Source organism: Proteus columbae, from assembly GCF_002777965.1.
GTDB lineage: Bacteria > Pseudomonadota > Gammaproteobacteria > Enterobacterales > Enterobacteriaceae > Proteus > Proteus columbae.
Genome location: NZ_NGVR01000008.1, coordinates 36,999 through 58,552 on the forward strand (window position 1 = coordinate 36,999; position 21,554 = coordinate 58,552).

At 35.8% G+C, this 21,554-nt stretch carries 19 protein-coding genes; 10 read left to right on the forward strand and 9 right to left on the reverse strand.

Features of this window, described 5'->3' with window-relative positions:
- Window positions 1–139 precede the first annotated feature (139 nt).
- Window positions 140–574 carry a universal stress protein gene (locus CBE70_RS02470; protein ID WP_072062602.1) on the reverse strand — a complete coding sequence of 145 codons (435 nt, stop codon included), beginning with the start codon at window positions 572–574 and terminating at the stop codon, window positions 140–142.
- A gap of 690 nt (window positions 575–1,264) precedes the next feature.
- On the opposite strand from CBE70_RS02470, the gene ftnA reads away from it, so the two are divergent.
- From ftnA to CBE70_RS02490, 4 genes are all read left to right on the forward strand, one after another.
- Complete coding sequence (ftnA, locus tag CBE70_RS02475; RefSeq protein WP_075673382.1) at window positions 1,265–1,768, forward strand: non-heme ferritin; 504 nt, start codon at window positions 1,265–1,267, stop codon at window positions 1,766–1,768.
- Window positions 1,769–2,213: 445 nt separating this feature from the next.
- Complete coding sequence (copC, locus tag CBE70_RS02480; protein ID WP_023582413.1) at window positions 2,214–2,606, forward strand: copper homeostasis periplasmic binding protein CopC; 393 nt, start codon at window positions 2,214–2,216, stop codon at window positions 2,604–2,606.
- Complete coding sequence (gene copD / locus CBE70_RS02485; protein ID WP_100158073.1) at window positions 2,606–3,502, forward strand: copper homeostasis membrane protein CopD; 897 nt, start codon at window positions 2,606–2,608, stop codon at window positions 3,500–3,502. The genes copC and copD overlap by 1 nt, the downstream gene beginning before the upstream one ends.
- A gap of 47 nt (window positions 3,503–3,549) precedes the next feature.
- The gene (locus tag CBE70_RS02490; RefSeq protein ID WP_100158074.1) at window positions 3,550–3,894 is read left to right on the forward strand and encodes a YebY family protein; all 345 of its coding nucleotides are present in this window, start codon (window positions 3,550–3,552) and stop codon (window positions 3,892–3,894) included.
- Window positions 3,895–4,202: 308 nt separating this feature from the next.
- Here the strand turns inward: CBE70_RS02490 and CBE70_RS02495 are convergent, their stop codons facing one another.
- From CBE70_RS02495 to yebS, 3 genes are all read right to left on the reverse strand, one after another.
- Window positions 4,203–4,445: a DUF1480 family protein gene (locus tag CBE70_RS02495; RefSeq protein ID WP_023582410.1), complete on the reverse strand. Its 243-nt coding sequence runs from the start codon at window positions 4,443–4,445 to the stop codon at window positions 4,203–4,205.
- A gap of 201 nt (window positions 4,446–4,646) precedes the next feature.
- Window positions 4,647–6,965, reverse strand: coding sequence for a PqiB family protein (locus tag CBE70_RS02500; protein ID WP_100158075.1), 2,319 nt, complete (start codon window positions 6,963–6,965; stop codon window positions 4,647–4,649).
- The gene (gene yebS, locus CBE70_RS02505) at window positions 6,907–8,163 is read right to left on the reverse strand and encodes a membrane integrity lipid transport subunit YebS (RefSeq protein ID WP_100158076.1); all 1,257 of its coding nucleotides are present in this window, start codon (window positions 8,161–8,163) and stop codon (window positions 6,907–6,909) included. Before yebS ends, CBE70_RS02500 begins: the two co-directional genes overlap by 59 nt.
- A 278-nt stretch (window positions 8,164–8,441) precedes the next feature.
- Between yebS and CBE70_RS02510 the strand changes: the two genes are divergently transcribed.
- The 5 genes from CBE70_RS02510 (at window position 8,442) to htpX (ending at window position 15,390) form a co-directional block, all read left to right on the forward strand.
- Window positions 8,442–8,939 (forward strand): GAF domain-containing protein, encoded by a 498-nt coding sequence (locus tag CBE70_RS02510; protein ID WP_088495806.1) that lies wholly within the window; start codon window positions 8,442–8,444, stop codon window positions 8,937–8,939.
- Window positions 8,940–9,034: 95 nt separating this feature from the next.
- Window positions 9,035–9,730 (forward strand): RNA chaperone ProQ, encoded by a 696-nt coding sequence (gene proQ, locus CBE70_RS02515; protein ID WP_100158077.1) that lies wholly within the window; start codon window positions 9,035–9,037, stop codon window positions 9,728–9,730.
- A 19-nt stretch (window positions 9,731–9,749) separates the two neighbouring features.
- Entirely contained in the window at window positions 9,750–11,810 is a 2,061-nt protein-coding gene (prc, locus tag CBE70_RS02520) for a carboxy terminal-processing peptidase (RefSeq protein ID WP_100158078.1), read from the forward strand.
- A gap of 912 nt (window positions 11,811–12,722) precedes the next feature.
- On the forward strand, window positions 12,723–14,075 hold the full coding sequence (locus CBE70_RS02525) for an OprD family outer membrane porin (RefSeq protein ID WP_100158079.1): 1,353 nt from the start codon (window positions 12,723–12,725) through the stop codon (window positions 14,073–14,075).
- 436 nt (window positions 14,076–14,511) lie between these two features.
- Entirely contained in the window at window positions 14,512–15,390 is an 879-nt protein-coding gene (htpX, locus tag CBE70_RS02530) for a protease HtpX (RefSeq protein ID WP_088495802.1), read from the forward strand.
- Between the two features lie 85 nt (window positions 15,391–15,475).
- Here the strand turns inward: htpX and CBE70_RS02535 are convergent, their stop codons facing one another.
- The 4 genes from CBE70_RS02535 to hxpB form a co-directional block, all read right to left on the reverse strand.
- On the reverse strand, window positions 15,476–16,339 hold the full coding sequence (locus CBE70_RS02535; protein ID WP_232797336.1) for a hypothetical protein: 864 nt from the start codon (window positions 16,337–16,339) through the stop codon (window positions 15,476–15,478).
- A gap of 135 nt (window positions 16,340–16,474) precedes the next feature.
- Window positions 16,475–17,866: an L-cystine transporter gene (locus tag CBE70_RS02540; protein WP_100158080.1), complete on the reverse strand. Its 1,392-nt coding sequence runs from the start codon at window positions 17,864–17,866 to the stop codon at window positions 16,475–16,477.
- A gap of 243 nt (window positions 17,867–18,109) precedes the next feature.
- The gene (locus tag CBE70_RS02545; protein WP_100158081.1) at window positions 18,110–18,676 is read right to left on the reverse strand and encodes a metal-dependent hydrolase; all 567 of its coding nucleotides are present in this window, start codon (window positions 18,674–18,676) and stop codon (window positions 18,110–18,112) included.
- A 310-nt stretch (window positions 18,677–18,986) separates the two neighbouring features.
- The gene (gene hxpB, locus CBE70_RS02550; protein ID WP_100158082.1) at window positions 18,987–19,655 is read right to left on the reverse strand and encodes a hexitol phosphatase HxpB; all 669 of its coding nucleotides are present in this window, start codon (window positions 19,653–19,655) and stop codon (window positions 18,987–18,989) included.
- A 199-nt stretch (window positions 19,656–19,854) separates the two neighbouring features.
- Here hxpB and CBE70_RS02555 point away from each other — a divergent pair, with 199 nt between their 5' ends.
- On the forward strand, window positions 19,855–20,394 hold the full coding sequence (locus CBE70_RS02555) for a YniB family protein (RefSeq protein WP_100158083.1): 540 nt from the start codon (window positions 19,855–19,857) through the stop codon (window positions 20,392–20,394).
- Window positions 20,395–20,529: 135 nt separating this feature from the next.
- On the opposite strand, the gene CBE70_RS02560 is transcribed toward CBE70_RS02555, so the two are convergent.
- A complete protein-coding gene (locus CBE70_RS02560; protein WP_100158084.1) occupies window positions 20,530–21,402 on the reverse strand; it encodes a fructosamine kinase family protein in 873 nt (290 codons plus the stop codon).
- Between the last annotated feature and the right edge of the window lie 152 nt (window positions 21,403–21,554).

The following is a 21,554-nucleotide window of genomic DNA, read 5'->3' on the forward strand; positions in this document are numbered from 1 at the left end:
CAGAATATATTTTTAATGATCACTCTTAAAAATAAATAAGATAAAGTAAAATATTATTTTGAATGGATTTTATGGTGAAAAGAATAAGAAATCTGGCTTATGACGAATACCAGATTTCTTATAGAAGCAGGAGTGGTGATTAACGCACGACTAATACAGATGATTCTGCGTAACTAACCACTGAAGATGCGGTAGAGCCTAGAAGATAAGTTTTCATACCAGGATTACGAGAACCAATGACAATCAGCTCTGCTTGAATTTTTTTTGCGGTTTCTAAAATTTTATCGCGAGGATTACCTATAGACACGTAAAATTGAGTCGTACTATTGGGAATATCAATGTGCGATAAATTTTCTTTTAGTGTGGATAATGCAATTTCAATACGTTGTTTATCACTTGCTAGTCTATCTTGGCCTGCGAATGCAAATCCGACAAAAGACTCATAACTTGGAATGACTGATAAAAAATGAATATTCAATTTGTCAGCGACAGACAATGCTTTTAGATGAGACACAACCTTGTCCAATAAACCAAGCTCTGTAAAATCAACGGGTACTAACACTGTTTTTGTCATAGTGGCTCCTAATTAACCTTTTATTATGATTAGGGCTTTAATATTAATTTTTCGTGCATACAAATATGAGTTGCCTACTAATCTTATCAGTCAAAATGAAAAACTGCACAAAAATTGAAATTATTTTTATTTTTTGAGAGTTATGTATTTTTTTATATGAAAAATGTGAAAAAACCACGGTCTTAACAAATAAAAATGTAGCAATATCAAATAGAAATCATAAAAATAGGAAATAATAATAAGTAATAGAAAGATATTTTATTTTTCTAACTATGATTATCGTAGATATTACTTTGTATATATTTATTGATATATGGTAAAGCTTGTTTTTGAATGAATGAAATATGATTTTTATTTAATGTTAATCTTAATTTTTTGGATTATAAAGAAAAAATTAATAAATATGAAAACTAAAATAAAATATCAAAATAAAAATATTATGTCATTACATTTCAATGGGTTGGGTTGTTTTTATGTAATGGTTAAATACATATTAACCATTAATGATAATAAGTTTTATTTGGTTTTCTAATAGTATTAAAAGCATATTACAAATGAGATTGGTTTTTATTTTTATTACAGCTAATTAATTGAAAAAAATAAATAAAACCACACTTAAATAGCTATATTTTTATTTTTAACTGTGCATAATATCCATAATGTTAATTTTCATCGCAAAGGACGTAAAATATGTTACATCAAGATATGATCAATAAATTGAATGAACAGCTAAATTTAGAGTTTTATTCGGCAAATCTGTATTTGCAAATGAGTGCTTGGTGCGACGATAAAGGATTTGATGGTGCTGCTAAATTTTTAAAAGCACACTCTCGTGAAGAAATGGAGCATATGCACCGTTTATTTGATTACTTAAGTGATACAGGCGCAATGCCTTTACTTGGGGCGATTGAAGCACCACCTGCTGAGTTTTCATCATTATCTGAGTTGTTCGATAAAACTTACGAACATGAAAAACATATTACATCTGAGATTAATAAATTAGCGCATGTTGCAATGACAACTCAGGATTATTCAACGTTTAACTTCTTACAATGGTATGTTGCAGAGCAGCATGAAGAAGAAAAATTATTCAAATCAATCCTTGATAAATTAGCAATGGTTGGTGACAGTGGAAAAGCTTTATTCTTGTTAGATAAAGATCTGAACACATTATCAACATCTGCACATGTATAATTATTAATAAAGTTTTAGATAGCTTAAGTTAATAAATAAATTATTGCGCTCTGCTGTGAATGAATAGCAGGGCGTTTTTTTATTCTTCTATATTACTTCCCTTGCTATTCTTACAGTTCCTATTTTTTATCTTTTCCTTTACTTGTATTGTCTGTTTTTTATCCTAAAAAATACTTATCCCATGCTATTTATATAGAGTGGTTATTTTACTTTTAGCTGTATTTGGTTATGTATTGAACTGTTTAGACTGTCAATATGGGTATTATATTTTCTCAAAATGTAAAAATGGGTGATATTTGAAACAGAATCTGGTCTAAATAACATATATTTTGAGTGCTAGTTCACAACCTTTTATTTCTAATATCAAGAAGCGAAGATCTTGACGTAAATTTGCTATAAAATATTTTCATAAATAAAAAAATCACCTGTAATTTAAGAGGTTATTATGTCATTAAATACACTTAAGACATCTTGGGGTAAATTATCGGCTATTGCTGTTTTATTCCTTGGTATGTCATACCAACAAGCATTAGCACACGCACATTTAAAATCACAGTTACCTGCTGAAGGTGCTGCTATTGAACAAGCGCAAGCGCCTAAAGTTATCACGCTAGACTTCTCTGAAGGTATTGAATTAGCCTTTAGCAAAATTAAAGTCACTAATAGCGACGGTAAAGAAATCACCGTAGGAAAACTGAGTTTAGACCCTGTTAACAACACTAAATTATTATTGCCTTTAGAAAGTGATTTAGCAGAAGGTAATTATCTAGTTAATTGGAATGTTGTTTCTGTTGATGGGCACAAGACAAAAGGTTCTTATCAATTTAGTGTAAAATAATGACACCTGAAGACGTTTATATTTTATGCCGTTTTTTCCATTTCGTGGCAGTCATGTTTATGTTCGGACTGAGCTTCTCGGCTGCCATTCTTGCAAAAGATAAGTTCATTCCTCTTATTCAAGTTCGTTTGCGCCCTGCATTAGCCATTAGTACTGTCACTGTCTTTATTACGACTTATTTATGGATGGTTGTGCAATCCGGTATTATGGGAGATGGATGGGAAGATGCTTGGTCATTTGAAATATGGAAAGCGGTATTAGGAACTTCATTTGGTCAAATTTGGCAATGGCAATTGGCATTAGCAACCGTTGCATTAGCCGTTTTATTTATACACCAGCGTTATATTCGTAATTTCTCTTTATTAATTGTTGCTTCAATTATGTTGACCTTACATGCATCAATTGGTCATGGTGCCATGTTTACAGGATCAGAAGCGATATTTTATAAAGTTAATCAAAGTATTCATCTTATTAGTGCCGCCTATTGGTTTGGTGGTTTATGGCCATTTGTCGCTTGTTTGCAATTTTTACGGAATAAAGATGAGCTTGCAGATGGGATGATCAAACCTATTATTGGTACGATGAAGCGGTTTTCACTTTTTGGTCATATTGCTGTTTTATTGGTTATTATTACCGGTATTATCAGTGCTGTTATGTTAATTCCAGGATGGCCAGCAGTACAATTATCATCTGAATATCAAAGCATGTTATGGCTTAAAATTAGCTTAGTGGTGTTAATGCTTGGTCTAGCTGTAATCAATCGCTATGTTTTAGTTCCTCATATCCGTAAGAAAAATAACTTTCAATGGTTGCTAGTAAATAGTTGGCTTGAACTATTACTTGGAACAATGGTTGTTTTTACTGTAGCCATCTTTGCGATTAACTCACCTGTATAGATTGTTATATAATCGAAAAAACCTAATTTCTTAAGTGAGATACCTACATGAAACATTTTTTATTAGCGGGAATGTTAATGCTGTTCTCTTTTCAAGCATTCTCAGCAGCACCTATTTCAACGGTCAGTAAGCTTCAATTTGGTGACGATTGGCCATTTACTCGAGAGGAAGTGATGCTCAATTGTCGTGCTGACGGGGCTTGGTTTGTGATTAATCCAGCAACACTGATGCAGTATCCACTTAATGAAATTGCAATGAAACAAATGGAAAGTGGAAAAGTAAAAGCACAGTTAATTGATGTTATTTTACTGCCAGATCCTAATGCACCTGAAAAGAAAAAATCAGTAGAAGTGATACAGAATGCAATCAAGTTGCTCTGTGAGAGTAATTAATCAAGTGATTGATAATATAGCTAAGATTTTTTTATTTTTATCGCATTGATTTAAATAATAAAAATTAACAACAAAGATTTTTTGAATAGAAAATAGTGTGCTACTAGGTTGTTTACTGGATCTTTACATATTGTTAGCTAATATTTAACAGTAGGTTGTGAGATAGAAAAGTCTGAGTTAGTCCTCGATTTTTGTTTATGCAGTAATCAGCAAATACTTTTTAGCGCACGGCTCGCAATGAGCCTTTTCCCTAAGCCAGATAAATGATTTATCTGGCTTTTTTTATGTTATTTCGCTTTAGCATCTCGTTATGCCACTTTTAAGATCCAGTGGTGATTGTCTTTATCATAAGCATGACGATAAAGCAGAATATTTTTATCTTTCAATTGAGCTGGAATACTTGTGTTTTCATCCCATCCATCTAATTGCATGCAAAACTCTTTGTCATAATCACATGGAATATGAATATAAGTTAATTGATTATCGGAAGAGTGTTTCAAAGTAATATCTTCAATTTCATAGCAAGCAATTTTCAACGTTGTCTTTTTCATAATAAAGCTCCAGATTAAGCGATGTCGTGTTGTGTTCTGTTGGTGGCATTTATTTTAAAGAATGCTTTTTGACCAAACAAAATTAAGCATAGTATAAATGGAATCTATTTCCAAAATATTTTTTAAAAATAAAAAAAGCGGATCATTTTTTGTGATCCGCTTTAAATAAATTATCTGAAATAGGGCAGAATTATCTAATTTTTAAGGTTTAGGTATTGCCGTTCCCCATTCATCCCAATCTTTGGGTTCTTTATCATTTAAAATGAAATTCTGTTCCTGTTTTGCTTTCGCTTGTAATGGTGTGGAAGGCGGTGTTGCAAAAGTGATCCCACCACGTATAAATTGCTTGAATGTACCACTACGAATAACGCCGCCAGTTAAACCAAACGAGAAGTTATATCCAGATGAGAGCCAAAACTCTGTATTATTTCGAACAAGGTATTGGTATTTTTTACTAATACGGATGTGAATTAATACTCTGTCAGACATGTTTCCTAGTTCAAGACCTGTTACGGCGCCAACCTCAAGACCACGGTAGTAAATTGGTGTACCAATTTGTACCGAACCCGCCTCAGTGGCATTTAATACGAGGTTTAATCCATCGAGATAGCGTGAATCTGTAATGTTAGATGTTTGCAATTCAAATTGTCGATATACGCCACCATTGCCCGGTTCTGCTTTAATATAAGGTTGTATAAGTGAATCTAAGTTATCTAATCCTGATGCTGTTAATTCAGGAGTAACAACAGCGAAGCGACTGCCTGATCTTGCAAAGGTTTTGACATAATCAGGGTAGAGAACAGCAGATACAGTTACTGCTTTTCTATCTGGTGAAAGGATTAATGATTCGACTTGCCCAATATCAATGCCTAAATAACGAATAGGCATTCCTTCAGAAAGTTTACTTGCATCATATGTTTTTAAAGTAATTTGAGCACCGATAGCTCGTGCGCTAGTTTCTGACGGATAGAGTTTGTAACGTGAAACGTTACTATTGATATTTTCGAAATTATCAAAACTAATTGCGCCTTTTAATGCACGATTTAGCGGTGTTGCTTCAACAGTTAACCCTGAGCCATTAACAGATACTTTAGCTGCACCTTCAGTCCAAAATACACTCTTTTCTGTGAGCAGATGGCGGTATTGTTTTGAAATATAAACATCAATATCAAATTCATCCATTAAAGGTCGAACATCAGTAATTTCACCAACTTGAAATTGATGATAGAGAACCACTGACCCTTTTTGAATCCCAGGAAGGCTTGATGCTTTTAAAGTGAGTGTCACGGGTAACTCATTACCATTAACACTGGCTTTAGCAAAAAAATCGTTACGATAAAGGCGATACTGTTCTTTAGGTGTTCCTTTAGTACCTTGAATAAGGTGAATACCTCCTTCAAGCCATTCTTGAGGTGTCGCACCTTGAACTTCAATACCATTTAGACCCATATTGACGTTAATTCGGCTATTGGCAACAAATTTACTATTTTCATAAATATAATGTTTATATTCAGGGGCAATAATTGCATCAAAAATAACCCCATCATCACTCATATTACGCTGAATGATTTGTCCAATAGTAATTCCTCTAAAAAGAATAGGTTGTCCTGCATCGACACCCCAACTTTCTTCACTGGTTAGCGAAATAATTAATCCATCTTCGCCATATATTGCTTTACCTGCATCGACGGAGGTTGCTGATTGTAAAACGAATTGCTGGTTTTCTTGTGCGGGAGGGCTGTTTTCTGGAGAATCAAAAGCAATTGCGCCATTGATTAAAGCAGAAACACTTTCCATTTTTACTGATACGCCACTTTTTAAATTGAAATTACCTTGAAAGCCAGAGACGTTCCAGAAATGGCTATCTTGGCGAATTAAGTGGGTATATTGTTTATCAATGCTAAGTTCAATAAAAATACCCTGATTATCGGGGCGAATCGCATAGCTATACACTTTACCAACGGGAACTTGACGATAATAAACTTGAGAGTCAACATTGAGTGATCCCAATTTCTCTGTTGTTAATGTTATTAATTGCTGATTTTTATCAATATTAGCTTGAGGTCGAACTTCCTGAGCAATAAATTTAAACTGCTTTTCACCATCACCCGGTAACATGCTGATATAGTTACCACCAACTAAAGCATCTAGCCCAGATACACCAGAAAGGCTGGCTTTAGGTGTAACTAACCAAAACTGTGTGTTCTTGCGCAGTGTAGTCGCGAGATCTTTGCGGATATCAGCTGTAACAATAACTCGACGTAAGTCATCGCTTAAAGTGACATCTTTAACAAGACCCACATCAACACCTTGATAGCGAATAGGTGTTCTGCCAGAGACAATTCCTGATGCGGATTGAAAATCAATCGTGATTTGTATGCCTTTATCTTGCCAATGTTGGAAAAGCAACCAACTAGCAATAAAAATGGCGATAACAGGGAGTAGCCAAAATGTCGAAATTTTACGCTTGCGGCGTATTTGGGCTTGTGTGTCCTGAACGTCGTTTTCTTCTTGTTGCATAAGTATCCCATAGTAAACGACTATCCAACCATTCAACGGCAAGGATAGTAAGAATAACCGCAGTACCAAAATAAAAAGCCGCTGGCCCCATTGTGAAAGTCATCAATTGATCTCGATTAATTAATGACATCATCAACCCAATCACAAAGAGATCAAGCATTGACCATCGTCCTATCCAAGAGACGAAACGATATAGTTTCATTCGAAGTAGGGGATCAATACGAATATTAAAATGAATGCTTAATAATAAGCCCAGCATAATTATGATTTTGAAAAAAGGCACAAAAACACTGGCAATAAAAACAATAACCGCAATCGGAGTATTGCCTGAATTCACTAAGGAAAGTACACCTGAAAAAATAGTGTCTTCACTACGCCGACCATTTAAATAGAAAATGGAAATAGGTAATAGATTTGCGGGTATTAATAAAATTATTGCAGAAATTAATGCCGCCCATGTTTTTTGTAAACTCATTGGCTGTCTTGGGGTATAGCAAGATTTACAACGTGGGCAGTGTGTTGATGGTGTTCTTTTAAAATGATAATGACAAGCGTGGCAAGTTGCAGGGCTTTTTTCTATTTCTTTTTGTGGATAAAAGCGTTGCCAAAGTTGGTCCATATTAATGTTAATTAGCATTAATAAACTGAGTATCATTAAAGAAATAAAAGCAATTAGGCCATTGCCAATATAGACGGTTGCATAATCGCCTAATTTTATTGTTGCAACACCAAGCCCAATCAAATAGACATCTAGCATTACCCATTCTTTTAATTTCCCTAACATTAATAAAACTGGGCGAAGATTAAGGCGTAAGCGGGATCCTAAATGGAGATATAAAATAGCGATGGGGAGGCTAAGTGGTGCAGCAATAGCACAAAAGGCTACCATCGTTGCTGTAAGAGGAGAGCCTTGCTCTGACATCATGCGAATACCATCAAGCACATTCGCCGTTATCATCGTGCCTAATAGATGAATTTTAATTAGTGGTTGAGTAAATGCTATTGATGCCAAAATAAGCATTGTAATAGAGAGAATAAGTAGACGAGTTAATGACCAATATCGATAAGATGCGAGTTTGGCTTGGCAACGTGGGCAATAAGCATCCTCTCCACGCTTTAAGGCAAGGGGTAGTGTCACGAGGTGATCACACTCCTGACAGCGTATTGATTTTTTTTCCTTTGTTGCGATATTGTTCACTATGTTGCTCGTTAATTCGCCTAAGTTGGTTTTCTCAAGAGTTATCGTTTGATTAAGTTAAAAAAAAGTACCTATACTCAATGGTTCACAAGTTATCATTTTTATTATATTTATGCCTTTCATTTTACAATACAAAGTGTCTGATTTTTTTTGTGGGTGTTAAGGGGATATTATCTTTTTTTTACCCCATTCTTGAAAATGGAGTATTCAACCTCAAGATAAAATAGGCTAAATTACGAGTATGTTATCTATTTTAGTTACGCAAATAGGGTTTAATGATGCCAAAATCGCTTTTTTATCAGGAACTCACTGATAATTTGTCAGCCTTGTTGTCTGGTGAAAATGATCTTATTGCATCACTTGCTAATACCAGCGCGCTGCTTTACGAGAAGTTAGATACGATAAATTGGGTTGGGTTTTATCTTAATGATGGTGATTCATTAGTCCTTGGCCCATTTCAAGGCAAAATTGCTTGTGTCAGAATAGGTTTTGGGAAAGGAGTTTGCGGAACTGCATACTCTGAAAACAGAATTTTAAGAGTAAGTGACGTTCACCAATTTAGTGGTCATATTGCTTGTGACAGTGCAAGCCAGTCTGAAATTGTTCTACCTTTAGAAGTAAATGGACAAATTATCGGCGTTCTCGATATTGATAGCCCTATTTTTGATCGTTTTGATAAAAAAGATGAAAATGGGCTTAAAGCGTTGTGTGACGTGCTCTGCGAGCATTTAAAAACTTGTCATACAGCAAAATATTGTGAATTTTGTGTAAGTTAACAGGCGTTTGCCATAGAAATTGTTGGCAACACTATTATAATGTCGCTTGTTCATGCCTGCGCTGGTTGGCAAAACCGTTGTAATCAGGAAATTTCATGGAAAATCAACCTAAGTTGAATAGTAGTAAAGAAATCATCGCTTTTTTAGCTGAACGTTTCCCTAAGTGTTTTATCGCTGAGGGCGAAGCTCGCCCTTTGAAAGTTGGCATTTTTCAAGATCTTGTTGAAGTTCTAAAAGATGAAACTCAACTGAGTAAAACACAGTTACGTTCGGCATTACGCTTATATACCTCAAGTTGGCGCTACCTTTATGGAGTTAAAGAAGGAGCAAAACGTGTCGATTTGAATGGTAATGACTGCGGCGAACTGGAAGCTGAGCATATTGAACATGCTCGTACACAATTAGCAGAAGCTAAGGCGCGCGTTCAAGCTCAGAGAGCAGAACAACGTGCTAAGAAGCGCGAAGCTGAAGGTGATAAGGAGACCAGCAAACGTCCGGCAGCGAAAAAGCCAAATAATACACGTCGTCAGCCACCTAAAGAGGGTGAAAAACGGCAGCCTCGTCCTCAAAAAGCGACTCAAGCACCTCGTAAAGCACCACCACGCCAAAATACTGAAAAGTTAATTCCAGTGAAAGACACATCAGTTCTTACTGTTGGTCAATCGCTGAAAGTTAACGTTGGTAGCAGCGTGATGGACGCGACAGTGCTAGAGATAGCGAAAGAGGGTGTACGTGTACAATTGCCTAACGGTTTGGCAATGAATGTACGCACGGAACATTTAAAGTTCTGATACGGAGGCCAACCAGAGCATGAACAAACTTTTAAATGTGGCTTTTGCAATCGGATTAACGTTAACAGGCACTTCTGTTGTGATGGCTGAGAAACCAGCCACCCCAGCAATGGTAACTATTGATCAGTTACCCGAATTAAAGCAAGAGCCACAGCATTCCACTGTGAGCGAGCGAGTAACCTCTCGTTTTGAACGCTCTCATTACCGTCAGTTCTCGCTAGATGCGAGCTTTTCTGAAAAGATTTTTAATCGCTATCTTAATTTATTAGATTATAGCCACAATGTGTTGCTAGCATCAGATATTGCCCAATTTGATAAAGAAAAAACCCAAGTAGGTGAATATCTGAAAAAAGGTGAGCTTCAGCCCCTTTATGATCTTTTTAATTTAGCGCAAAAAAGGCGTTTTGAACGTTTCCAATACGCCTTAAACCGCCTAGATAAACCCATGGATTTAACTAGCCAAGACAAGTTTGAGTTAGATAGAACAAAAGCACCATGGCCGCAAACTCAAGCTGAGCTAGATAAACTTTGGGATGAAAAAGTAAAATATGATTGGTTAACGCTGAAATTATCTGAAAAAACAGATAGTGAAGTTAAAGAGACACTCACTAAACGTTATAAAGCTGCGTTACGTCGTCAAACGCAAAGCCAAAGCGAAGATGTTTTCCAAATCATTATGTCGGCATTCGCCCGCGAAATTGACCCTCATACAAGTTATCTATCACCAAGAAATACTGAAGCCTTTGATTCTGAAATGAGCCTATCTTTAGAAGGCATTGGTGCTGTATTACAGATGGATGATGATTACCCTATGATCAACTCTATGGTAACCGGTGGTCCGGCTGCAAAAAGTAAAGAGTTGAAAGTTGGAGATAAAATTATTGCAGTAGGGCAACAAAATAAAGCGATGGTTGATGTTGTCGGCTGGCGACTTGATGATATTGTTGCTTTGATTAAAGGACCGAAAGGTAGCCAAGTAAAATTAGAAGTTATTTCTGATGAGAAAGGCGCTAAACCAAGAACAATCACTTTAGTTAGAGAGCAAATCCGTTTAGAAGACAGAGCTGTTAAGCTAACTGAAAAAGTGATTAACGGTGATAAAGTTGCAATCTTGGATATTCCAAGCTTCTATGTTGGTTTAACCAATGATGTAAAAACACAGTTACAAAAAGTGGCGAAAGATAATGTTTCATCTTTAGTCATTGATTTGCGCGGTAACGGTGGTGGTGCATTAACAGAGGCGATTTCACTTTCAGGATTATTTATTCCAAGTGGTCCCGTTGTGCAAGTCAGAGATAACAATGGTCGTGTGCGACAAGATTTCGATAAAGATGATGTTGTGTATTATAAAGGGCCACTGGTTGTTATCGTAAATCGCTTTAGTGCTTCTGCCTCTGAAATTTTTGCTGCTGCAATGCAAGACTACGGACGCGCGTTAATTGTAGGTGAGCAAACGTTCGGTAAAGGAACAGTTCAGCAATACCGCCCATTAACCCGTGTTTACGATCAAATGCTAAGCCCTGATTGGCCTGGTTTAGGTTCAGTTCAATACACTATTCAAAAATTCTATCGAATTAATGGTGGTAGTACTCAACTTAAAGGGGTAACACCTGATTTGTTGTTACCAAGCTTTGATAGTGCTGAAATGGGTGAAAGTTTTGAAGATAATGCATTGCCTTGGGATAGTATTTCTCCAGCAAGCTATCAGTTATCTGAGTATTCAGACAAGCTGAAAGCGGCGTTAGCACCGTTAACTGAACAGCATACTAAGCGTATTGCAAATGACAGAGAGTTTTCATACATCTTTGCTGATATTCAGCGTTATAACGATGCTAAAGCAAAAGGTGAAGATAAATTTGTTATCTTAAACTTTGCTGAAAGAGAGAAAGAAAACAAAGAGCTTGAAGCCATTAAATTAAACCGCATTAATGAGCGTTTTAAATTAGAGGGTAAGCCTGCGTTGAAATCACTCGATGATTTGCCTAAGGATTATGAGGGGCCAGATCCTTATTTAGATGAAACTGCTAAAATTGCAGTTGATCTCTCAAAAGTGCTTAAGCCTAAGAAATTATTAAATTAAGTTATCAGTTATAACAACAGAGACTTAAATTAACCCCCCAATAGTTGGATAACCAATTGCTGGGGGGTTTTTATATTTATATTAATCGAGATATAAAATTATCATTGCCAATCAATGTTTATCAGGCTTTTTATCAAAAATCCTTTTAAGAAAACCAATAATATCTTCTTGAATGGAACCCTTCATATTTTTAGTTATTCACTATATTAAGTTACCAGTAATATAAATAATTATTAATAGATGGATATTTGAATTTTACTTTATGTAACTTAATTTTTAATCCGAAATATATCTCGAATAAGTTTTGTAAGCTATAAGAGAGAATACTAGGTTAATTTTTAGATAAGAAGTGAGTTTCTTATTTAATAAGTGGAATGAAAAGATAAAGGAATTATTTATTGTGATTAAGATCTCATTTGATAGCATGTCTATTGCAATAAATGTAACATGTTGTGACAATGATCTCTAAAGCTGACATAAGATTACTATAGTATACAGATTATGAAATATTTGCGTCATTTTTGGATATTGACGCGTTAGCTAAAATCTTACCTAAATGATGAGTTATCTTTATTCTATGAGTTCAAAATGTATTTTTAGAGCAACACATTATAACTAAAATAATATATTTTCAGAGTAAGGTTCTCTACGTAAGGGATAATGACTAAAGGCAAATAACCTATAATTTGCTTATAGGTTTTTATTGCAAAAAATAAGTAAATATAAATATGGTGAGATATCCATATTGGATTTTTTATGCCAGAAAATGACTCTATTGCTTGAAAATGGTGCAACTATAAATTTAATCAAAGGTTATTTTTTAGCTAAATAAAGAAATGGTGTTTTATTAAACTTGCTGAATATAAGTCAGCATAACTTAATTCAAATATTTATTAACCAGGTTGCATTAAGATGAAAGTAAAAAAAATAGTATTGTTTATGCTATCTCCTTGTTTCTTAGCGGTAAGCGCTGCTAATGCTGCGAATTGGGAAGACTCAATTAAAGAAAGCGCATTTATTTCAGATTCAGAACTCGAACTTTCTACAATTAATATGTGGAAATACTTGAAAACTGAAAACCGTTTTGATAAAGAAGAGCAACGCTACAGAAAGCAAGTTGCTAATGCTTGGGGTCAAAACTTCCAAGCTGATTTTAAATCAGGTTATTTAGGTGGCATTCTAGGATTTGATGTCTCTTATTATGGTGGTATCAAATTAGGCGCAAGTAAAGACTTCGCCTCTCGTGCAATCTTATATAATGATGATGGCGAAGCAAAAGGCTATAACAAAATTGGTCAACGTTTTGCAAAAGTTAAATTCGATTTAGATCCTGTATTAATTAACGGTAAAGCCGGTTGGTTTACTCTGAAAAATACGGGTATTTTCTCTAACTCACAACGTTTATCATTAAACAGCTATAATGGTTATGCAACTAATACGGCAATGGGCGACTGGAGCTTAGATTTACTGTTCCTTGACGGAAAAGTAATGCGTCGTGATAGCCCAAATATCGACAGAATGTATTTCAGCGATGGTAATGGCGTTAGACATAATATCGATCATGTTCTTACCGGTGGCATTAACTACAACTCCAAACCGTTAAAAGTATTTTATTTCTATGGTCAAGCGGATGATGTATTCCGTCAACAAGGTTTAGAAGCAAAATATAAATTAACTTCAGATGTTACTGTTGGTGGTGTTGTTTATTATCATGACTATGGTAGTGATGGTAAACGTACATTAAGTGATGCCAATAAGGGTAAACGTAACTTTGATAAGGACGCATGGCACTTTGCAGGTATTATGGAATGGCGTATTCCAGAGTCACCATGGACATTACGTACAGGTGTGACGTATACCGATGCTGAAAAAGCTAATGGTGTTGGTCAATTTGCTCGTAACCCAATTGGTAATACCCGTGGACGCTTTAACTCACCAGCTTACGCAGATATCGACTATGTACGTGATGGTGAAGTTATGGGGGCATTGGAAGCTGAATACAGAATTAGCAAAGAACTGTCTGTTGGTGCACGTACCAACTATAGTGAATTCAGCTATTCTGGCGAAAGATTAAAACAAGGACAGTTTGGTTTATTTAGCTACTGGAAACCAACCGCGAATCTTTCTGTTTCTTTAAGCGGTGGTATCGGCTGGCACCACCAGCAAGAAAACGACTATACCACACCAAAACTTTATGATGGACACTCACAAAGAGCTCACTCATTATCAGGCTCTATGACAACCACATATCGCTTCAAAATGTAATTTATAGCGTTAATTGAGCTTATTGCTTATATCAGATGCACGACTTGCATACGTTGTGAGTCGTGCATAAAAGCACAGAGATAGTTGCCCTATCGATTATTGTAAATGATGGAGTCTGTATACTAATTTATGTTGCTTTATATGATAAACCCATTGTTATGACATTAAACAATACCAGCCTTTCTTAAATAAATTCCTTTCGTTCGACAAAACAGAAAATTCATATCATCTATATCTATTATCAATCTCACTTTATACTTAAGTTTTAAATGATGCCTAATATTAGGTGTTCACTGGCTATTTTTTTTATCAAAATGTAAAGTTATATCGTTTTTAATATTAAATAAGTTAAAAGGCTTGATAAAATCTAAAAAAGCCTTATTTATAAGACAGTTTTAGCAATGTGATAATTAGATAAAATAGGAACAGTATCAATATGATGAGAATTGCTTTATTCCTGTTAACAAACTTAGCCGTTATGTTTGTTTTTGGGATCATCTTATCTTTAACAGGTATACAAGGTCGTAGTGTTCAAGGCTTGATGATCATGGCGGGCTTATTTGGCTTTGGTGGTGCATTCATTTCACTATTAATGTCAAAATGGATGGCATTACGTTCAGTGGGTGGTCAAGTTATCGAAAACCCAACTTCAGAAGTAGAGCGTTGGTTATTAGATACGGTAAGACGCCAATCTGAACAAGTCGGTATTAAAATGCCACAAGTGGCAATTTATGATGCGCCTGATATTAATGCGTTTGCGACAGGTGCTCGTCGTGATGCTTCGCTGGTGGCTGTGAGTACGGGGTTGTTAGCCAGTATGAGCCGTGATGAAGCAGAAGCGGTTATTGCCCACGAAATTAGCCATGTCGCTAATGGTGATATGATTACCATGACCTTACTGCAAGGTGTTGTGAATACCTTCGTTATCTTTATTTCTCGTATCATTGCTCAATTTGTTGCTAACTTTATCTCTAATGATGAAGAGAGTGAAAATAGCAATGGAAACCCATGGGTCTATATGGGTGTTTCAATGGTTCTGGAAATTGTATTCGGTATTCTTGCCAGCATTATTACAATGTGGTTTTCTCGTTATCGTGAATTCCATGCGGATGCCGGTTCTGCAAAGCTTGTTGGTCGTGAGAAAATGATAGCTGCATTACAACGTTTGAAAACGAGTTATGAGCCTCAAGAAGAAAGTAGCATGATGGCTTTCTGTATTAATGGCCGTAATAAGTCATTCAGCGAGTTATTTTTATCTCACCCGCCATTAGATAAGCGTATTGAAGCACTGCGTAACGGTGAGTATTTGAAATAAGATTGAGGGTTTAATCGCGAACTCTCAAATTAAAGCGCTCAATATGAAAGTATTGAGCGCTTCTTATTTATGAAGAATAGGGGATTTAATCTAAATACTCGCCAAAGTATGTCACCACTTTTTCCTCATCAATTTTAAGATTGCCTTTCCAGCCAGCCCATGGCATTTCCATATCAGAGCGACCTTTTGTGTTATTAAGTTGATTTTCTGCAATGGTAATATCACCGAAATTAGCCCAATGATTCAAAGATAGTGAAATATAGGCATTGGGAATAACACCAACTAAGGCAAGTGAGTGCAAAATACCTCGTTTGGTATATTTATCACCAGAAATTAACTTAGCCTCATTTAACCGCTTTTCAAACTTACCCGGAGTTTCATCTTCAGGAGCATGACGTAATAAATGGAGTAATTGCTTAAAGATCTCTTTATCTGCGCGTGTTGGACTGACTGGTGTGACGGTCAGTAGATGTTTTAAATTCAAGTAAGCATAAGAAGGATTGCCTGTATAAGAATTACCGTAATAGAGACAATATTGAAAATAGCTGTCATTAATATGCTTTTGCTGATCCCTATCACTACAAACCCAACAGCAGGCATATTGAGGCTTTTCTTCATAATTATGTAATGGCAAATTTTGTAATTTATGAAAAGCACCTAAAACAGAGCGACCTCTAAGATAACTGCCTCCGACACCTGCAACAAAAGCATCTAAGCAACGCTTTTGGGTGAGTAATGGATTATTCTTTAAGCTATTTAATTTAGAAATAACATCAGTGTGATCAGAAAATTTTTCTATGATATTCGGTTGCCAATTGGCCTCAGATAACAAGGTTTGTTCTTTGTCTGAAAGAATATCAAGGGGATACAGTGAAACTTGGCGTTCTGGATCATATTGACTGTTTTCATATTTATAGAGTTTACGTAAAACTCGCATAATTTTTTGCACGATTTTACCTTGTTATATTTATAGGTTTTTTATTGATATTGATGAATTGCATAACTAAAAAATACGTAACTTAATATAGATACAAAAAAAAGCCAGTTCAAATGAACTGGCTTTATCAATAGAGGTAGATAACGTTTATTTTACGGTAAGTTCAGTTTCTTCATCTTGGTTGAAGACAGCTTTGTCCGTTTGTCCCATAATTTGACTGGTGATTGTACCCGCTGTCATTGAGCCACTAACATTTAATGCTGTACGTCCCATATCAATTAACGGCTCTACTGAAATTAACAGAGCAACTAATGTCACTGGTAAGCCCATTGCAGGTAAAACGATAAGGGCTGCAAATGTTGCACCACCACCCACGCCAGCAACACCAGCAGAGCTAACAGTTACGATAGCAACTAAAGTTGCGATCCACATTGGATCTAATGGGTTAATTCCCACGGTAGGTGCAACCATAACAGCTAACATCGCAGGGTAAATACCCGCACAACCATTTTGACCAATTGTTGTACCAAAAGATGATGAGAAGCTTGCGATAGATTCTGGTACACCAACACGCTTAATTTGAGTTTCAATATTTAACGGAATACTTGCAGCACTTGAACGGCTTGTAAATGCAAATGCTAATAAAGGTCCCGCTTTTTTGAAGAATTTAACAGGATTTAAACCTGTAAAGCTGACCAGTAATCCATGAACAACAAACATTAAGCCAATAGCAACATAAGAGGCAACAACGAAGCTTCCTAGTTGAATGATGTCGTGCATATTTGAGCTTGCAACAACCTTAGTCATCAGAGCCATTACACCATAAGGTGTTAACATCATAACAATGCGAACCAGCTTCATGATCCATGATTGTAAGCAATCAATCGCGGCTAAAACTTTCTCACCACGAGGCTGGTCTTCTTTGAGTAATTTCAATGCAGCCATGCCTAAGAAAGTAGCAAAGATAACAACGCTAATAATCGATGTTGAGCTTGCCCCTGTTAAATCAGCAAATGGATTTTTAGGGATAAATGACAAAATAAGCTGTGGCATTGTTAAGTCAGAAACTTTGCCCATGTAATTTTGTTCAAGTGCAATTAAACGCTGTGCTTCTTGTTCTCCTTGTACTAAGCCTTCTGCGGTTAAGCCAAATAGGTTAGCAATAACAATACCGATTAAGGCAGAAATAGCTGTGGTAAATAATAGTGTACCAATAGTGAGGCCACTAATTTTTCCTAGTGATGATGCTTGATGCAAACGAGCTACAGCACTAAGAATAGAGGCAAATACTAATGGCATAATGATCATTTGTAACAGCTGTACATAGCCATTACCCACGATATTAAACCAAAGAATAGATTCTTTAATAATAGGATCGTGTGAGTCATAGAATGCGTGTAGTGCTAGTCCAAAAGCAACACCAAAAACTAAACCAACAAGAACTTTCTTTGAAAGGCTCCACTGACGTTGACTTAATTTAGCCAAGATGAGTAATAGCACGACAAAGACGAGTACGTTAATGATTAACGGAAAATTCATCTTAACTCTCCAACGAGATCTTTATTTATATAATTTCAACGATTGTATGCGATATGAGTTCTTAGGTAATAAGAAAGGATATAACAGCACCAATTCGTTATATGGTAACAGGATTGTTAATAACTTTTTATAATTAATTATTATTTTATATAATCGTTTGGTTATAAAAACAAGGAAAGTAGGCATAAAAAGATGTAAGAATTTATAAATAAATAGAGAAACGTAGGGTTTTGTCAGGGGGTGTTAAAAATTAGTACGCTTATCGTGGTACATCTGTAACCAGTTGTTGACTTGTGAAGGCAGGGTAACAGTAAGGTGTGGCGGTAAAAAAAGTGCGCCAACAAGGATCAAAACAGAGATAAATCTCTCGCCTTTTTTATTATTTTTTTTGCCTAAAATAGGTAATGCAAAACGCATTTTTAAAGGCCATAAGAAAGGAACGCCAGCGGGAGTTAACATATCTGCAATGAGATGACTAAGATAACCCAATAAAAGGGCATGAAAGATATCGGCAGAAATATCCCAACGTGGTGAAACTTGGATTTCCCACAAAATAGCTAAACCACAAAACGCAAGTAAACTATGCGTAAAACCTCGATGACCACAAAGCTTCGATAGAGGCAGAGAGATAATACGGAATAATCGCCCGAGAATAGAGCCTGGGTGATCTAAGTCAGGTAGAAGTGAGCCTAATAAGACAGCAGGGATCATGTGAAACCAATCACCATGAGCAAGAGCTGGCGTTATTTCAAGCTTCTGCGCTAACACAAGTGTTGCCACAGAAAAAAGTAGATGTCCTTCTGCTGTCATTCCATGTCTGTTCGTTTGCTGTTCATTTATACAGTAATGAAGTATAAAAGGTTTTGACGATAACTAACAGACAAAAAAGATAAAAATTGTCTTAAATATTAAGGAATAACAGGAAAATTTTATTTGACTGATTTAAAAATGATCGAATTTAGGATAAGAAACCAAAAAGTAAGACAACAGCAAATGGCAGTAAGCTAAATATATAAAAGGAAGACTTAAAAGTAGAAAAATGGCTCGTGAGGCGATCAACATTGAAAATAGAACAAAAAGGATATCTTACAAGGCAAGATATCCTTTTTATTTATAGAAATTAGCCTAATAAATGCAGTTGTGTTAGCTCATTGAGTGATGCAATTTTTACATCCGCTAAGCCCCATTGTTTATCATTAAATTGTTCTGTTGCCGGTACGACGATAGAGCGCATTCTAGCGCCTTTACAAGCAATCATACCATTGCGAGAATCTTCTAATGAAACACAGTGGATAGGGTCAAGATTAAGCGCTTTAGCTGCGTTTAGATAAACTTCAGGGTGCGGTTTGCTGTGTGGTAATTCATCGGCAGACACGACGGCTGAGAAGTAATGACGAATATTAAACAACTCAAGTACGCGCTCAAGCATAAAATCAGGAGATGCTGATGCCAGTGCAATTTTTAACCCTGATGATTTGCAAAGCTCTAAGGCATGTTCAACACCTGGTAATAGCGGCTTTGTTTCTTCAACCAATTTGACAACACGAGAAACCATTTTTTGTTTTGCTTCTTGTTTTGAAACGCCTTGCCAAGGTGATGCTCTATACCATAAATCAATGACTTCGTTTATTCTTAGCCCAACCATATCTGGCATTGCAGATGCAAGAGATAAATCGACGCCTAATTCAGCAAAGACCTCATGTTCTGCTTGCTGCCAAAATGGTTCAGAGTCGATTAATAAACCATCCATATCAAATATTGCAGCTTCAATAGGGAATTTAAAAGACATGTTACTCTCCATAAATAAGGTCTATGTTGTCGAGTGGCGATTGTAGCAAGAGTTACAAGGAAAATCTTTTTAATCAGTTTCTTATTTATTTTGTAAAATAAATAGAGAGAATAGCTACTATTAATTTATTGTCGTATTAGCCGTTAATTAGACTACGATAAACAGATAAATATTGACGAATTCTACTAGTGAGGATGTGATGAGTTATCAATATGCAGGATTGTATGCCATTTTAAAGCGTGTACTTGGTTGGCTTATTTTTATTCCTGCCTTTATTTCGACAGCCGTATCATTGACAGGATTGGCTGCAATACAACGCCCAAGTGGCGATGGTGTAAATGCTGTAATTAATGACTTTTTTCGTGTATTAGCGGAAATGGTGCAATTTAACACACCTTTTTTAGGTTTTTTCTGGCGAAATTCACCAATCCCCAATACACAAATGGGATTTAGCCAAGAAAATATCACTTTTTTTGTCATTTTTCTTTTTATGTTTATTGGCTTAGCTTTTAGTGCATCAGGATTACGAATTTATCGCCAAGTGAAATATTTGAAAGAAAATATACAAGACCAACTTATTATTGAACGCGCAATGAAAAGTGGTGTGACAGCTGAGGAGTTGCAACAAAATATCAAATTACCGCGACATACTATATTTACTCAAATTATGGTGCTTTATCTGTCACCTCTGATTGTTATTGCAATAGGCTATTTTTTGATGAAATTTTTAGGATGGTAACACTGCTTTAAAGTGAACGAGGATGGTTCATTTATATTAACTGAAGGGAAAAATAAACCTCGCACAACTGAATCTGGCGAGGTTATATTTTTTAGTTTATGTATCTTATCTCAGAGCTATTTCACTCTTTTCCTATTAAGGTGTTGCTAATAGATCATCAATTATTTTTCTGACTTCTAAATAATTTTCTTCGCCCCCAAATAAATTACAACGGTTGAGGAAGAAATAGAGTTGGTAAATAGGCTGACGTGATAAAAACTTATCAGATAGTGGCCAAACACTTTGATAACCATCGAAAATATTTGCAGGCACTGCGGTGCAAAGCGGTAACATCGCGATATCACACTCTCGATCGCCCCAATAACAAGCAGGATCGAAAACTGTACCTTCTGATTGACCAATTGCAGCACAGTTTTTAGGCCATAAGTTGCCATGAAGCAGAGAGGGTTGTGGATTATGATCAGCAAGGCGGTGATTGATGATTTGAGTTATCTCGTCGATATCCCCAAAAATCATGCCTTTCTCAGAAGCCAATTGTAGCTGAAAACCGATACGTTTTTCAGAATAAAAATGATTCCAGCGTTTTTCCCAACTATTGAGTTGAGGTGTTGTATCTATTTGGGTGTCAAAATCAAAGCCATAGCTAGGTTGATCTTCCCACCGATGTAGTCTTGCTAATTGTTGTCCAAAACAGTAGGCGCTATGAGGTGTAAATGGTTGAACAGGCAAAAATTCAAGGAGTAGGAAGCTGGCATCTTTACTATTACCGATACCAAGAACCCGAGGAGTTCGAATTGTTTGGCTTTTTGCCAACATTTCGAGTTGTTCTGCCTCATTTTTAAAATTAGGCAGAAATTCACGCAAATTAGATTTCACAAAAACCGGCGTATCACCATAATAAATTTTCCATGTATGATGAATATCGCCACTAGAAAGGTGAATTTTTTCGTTTATCTTTGCTGAAAATCCTAAGTTTGATTCCAGTAAACGACCTATATTCTGCCACATACTTACACCTCGCAAAGTTGTTTACTTAGTAGACCCAAATAAAATAATAACGAGCGATGTTTATACTATGACAATAACACTTTAATTAAATCAATAAAGTATAAAGCTAAAAAACGGGATGATTATCCCGTTTTTGCTAAGATAAAGAATAT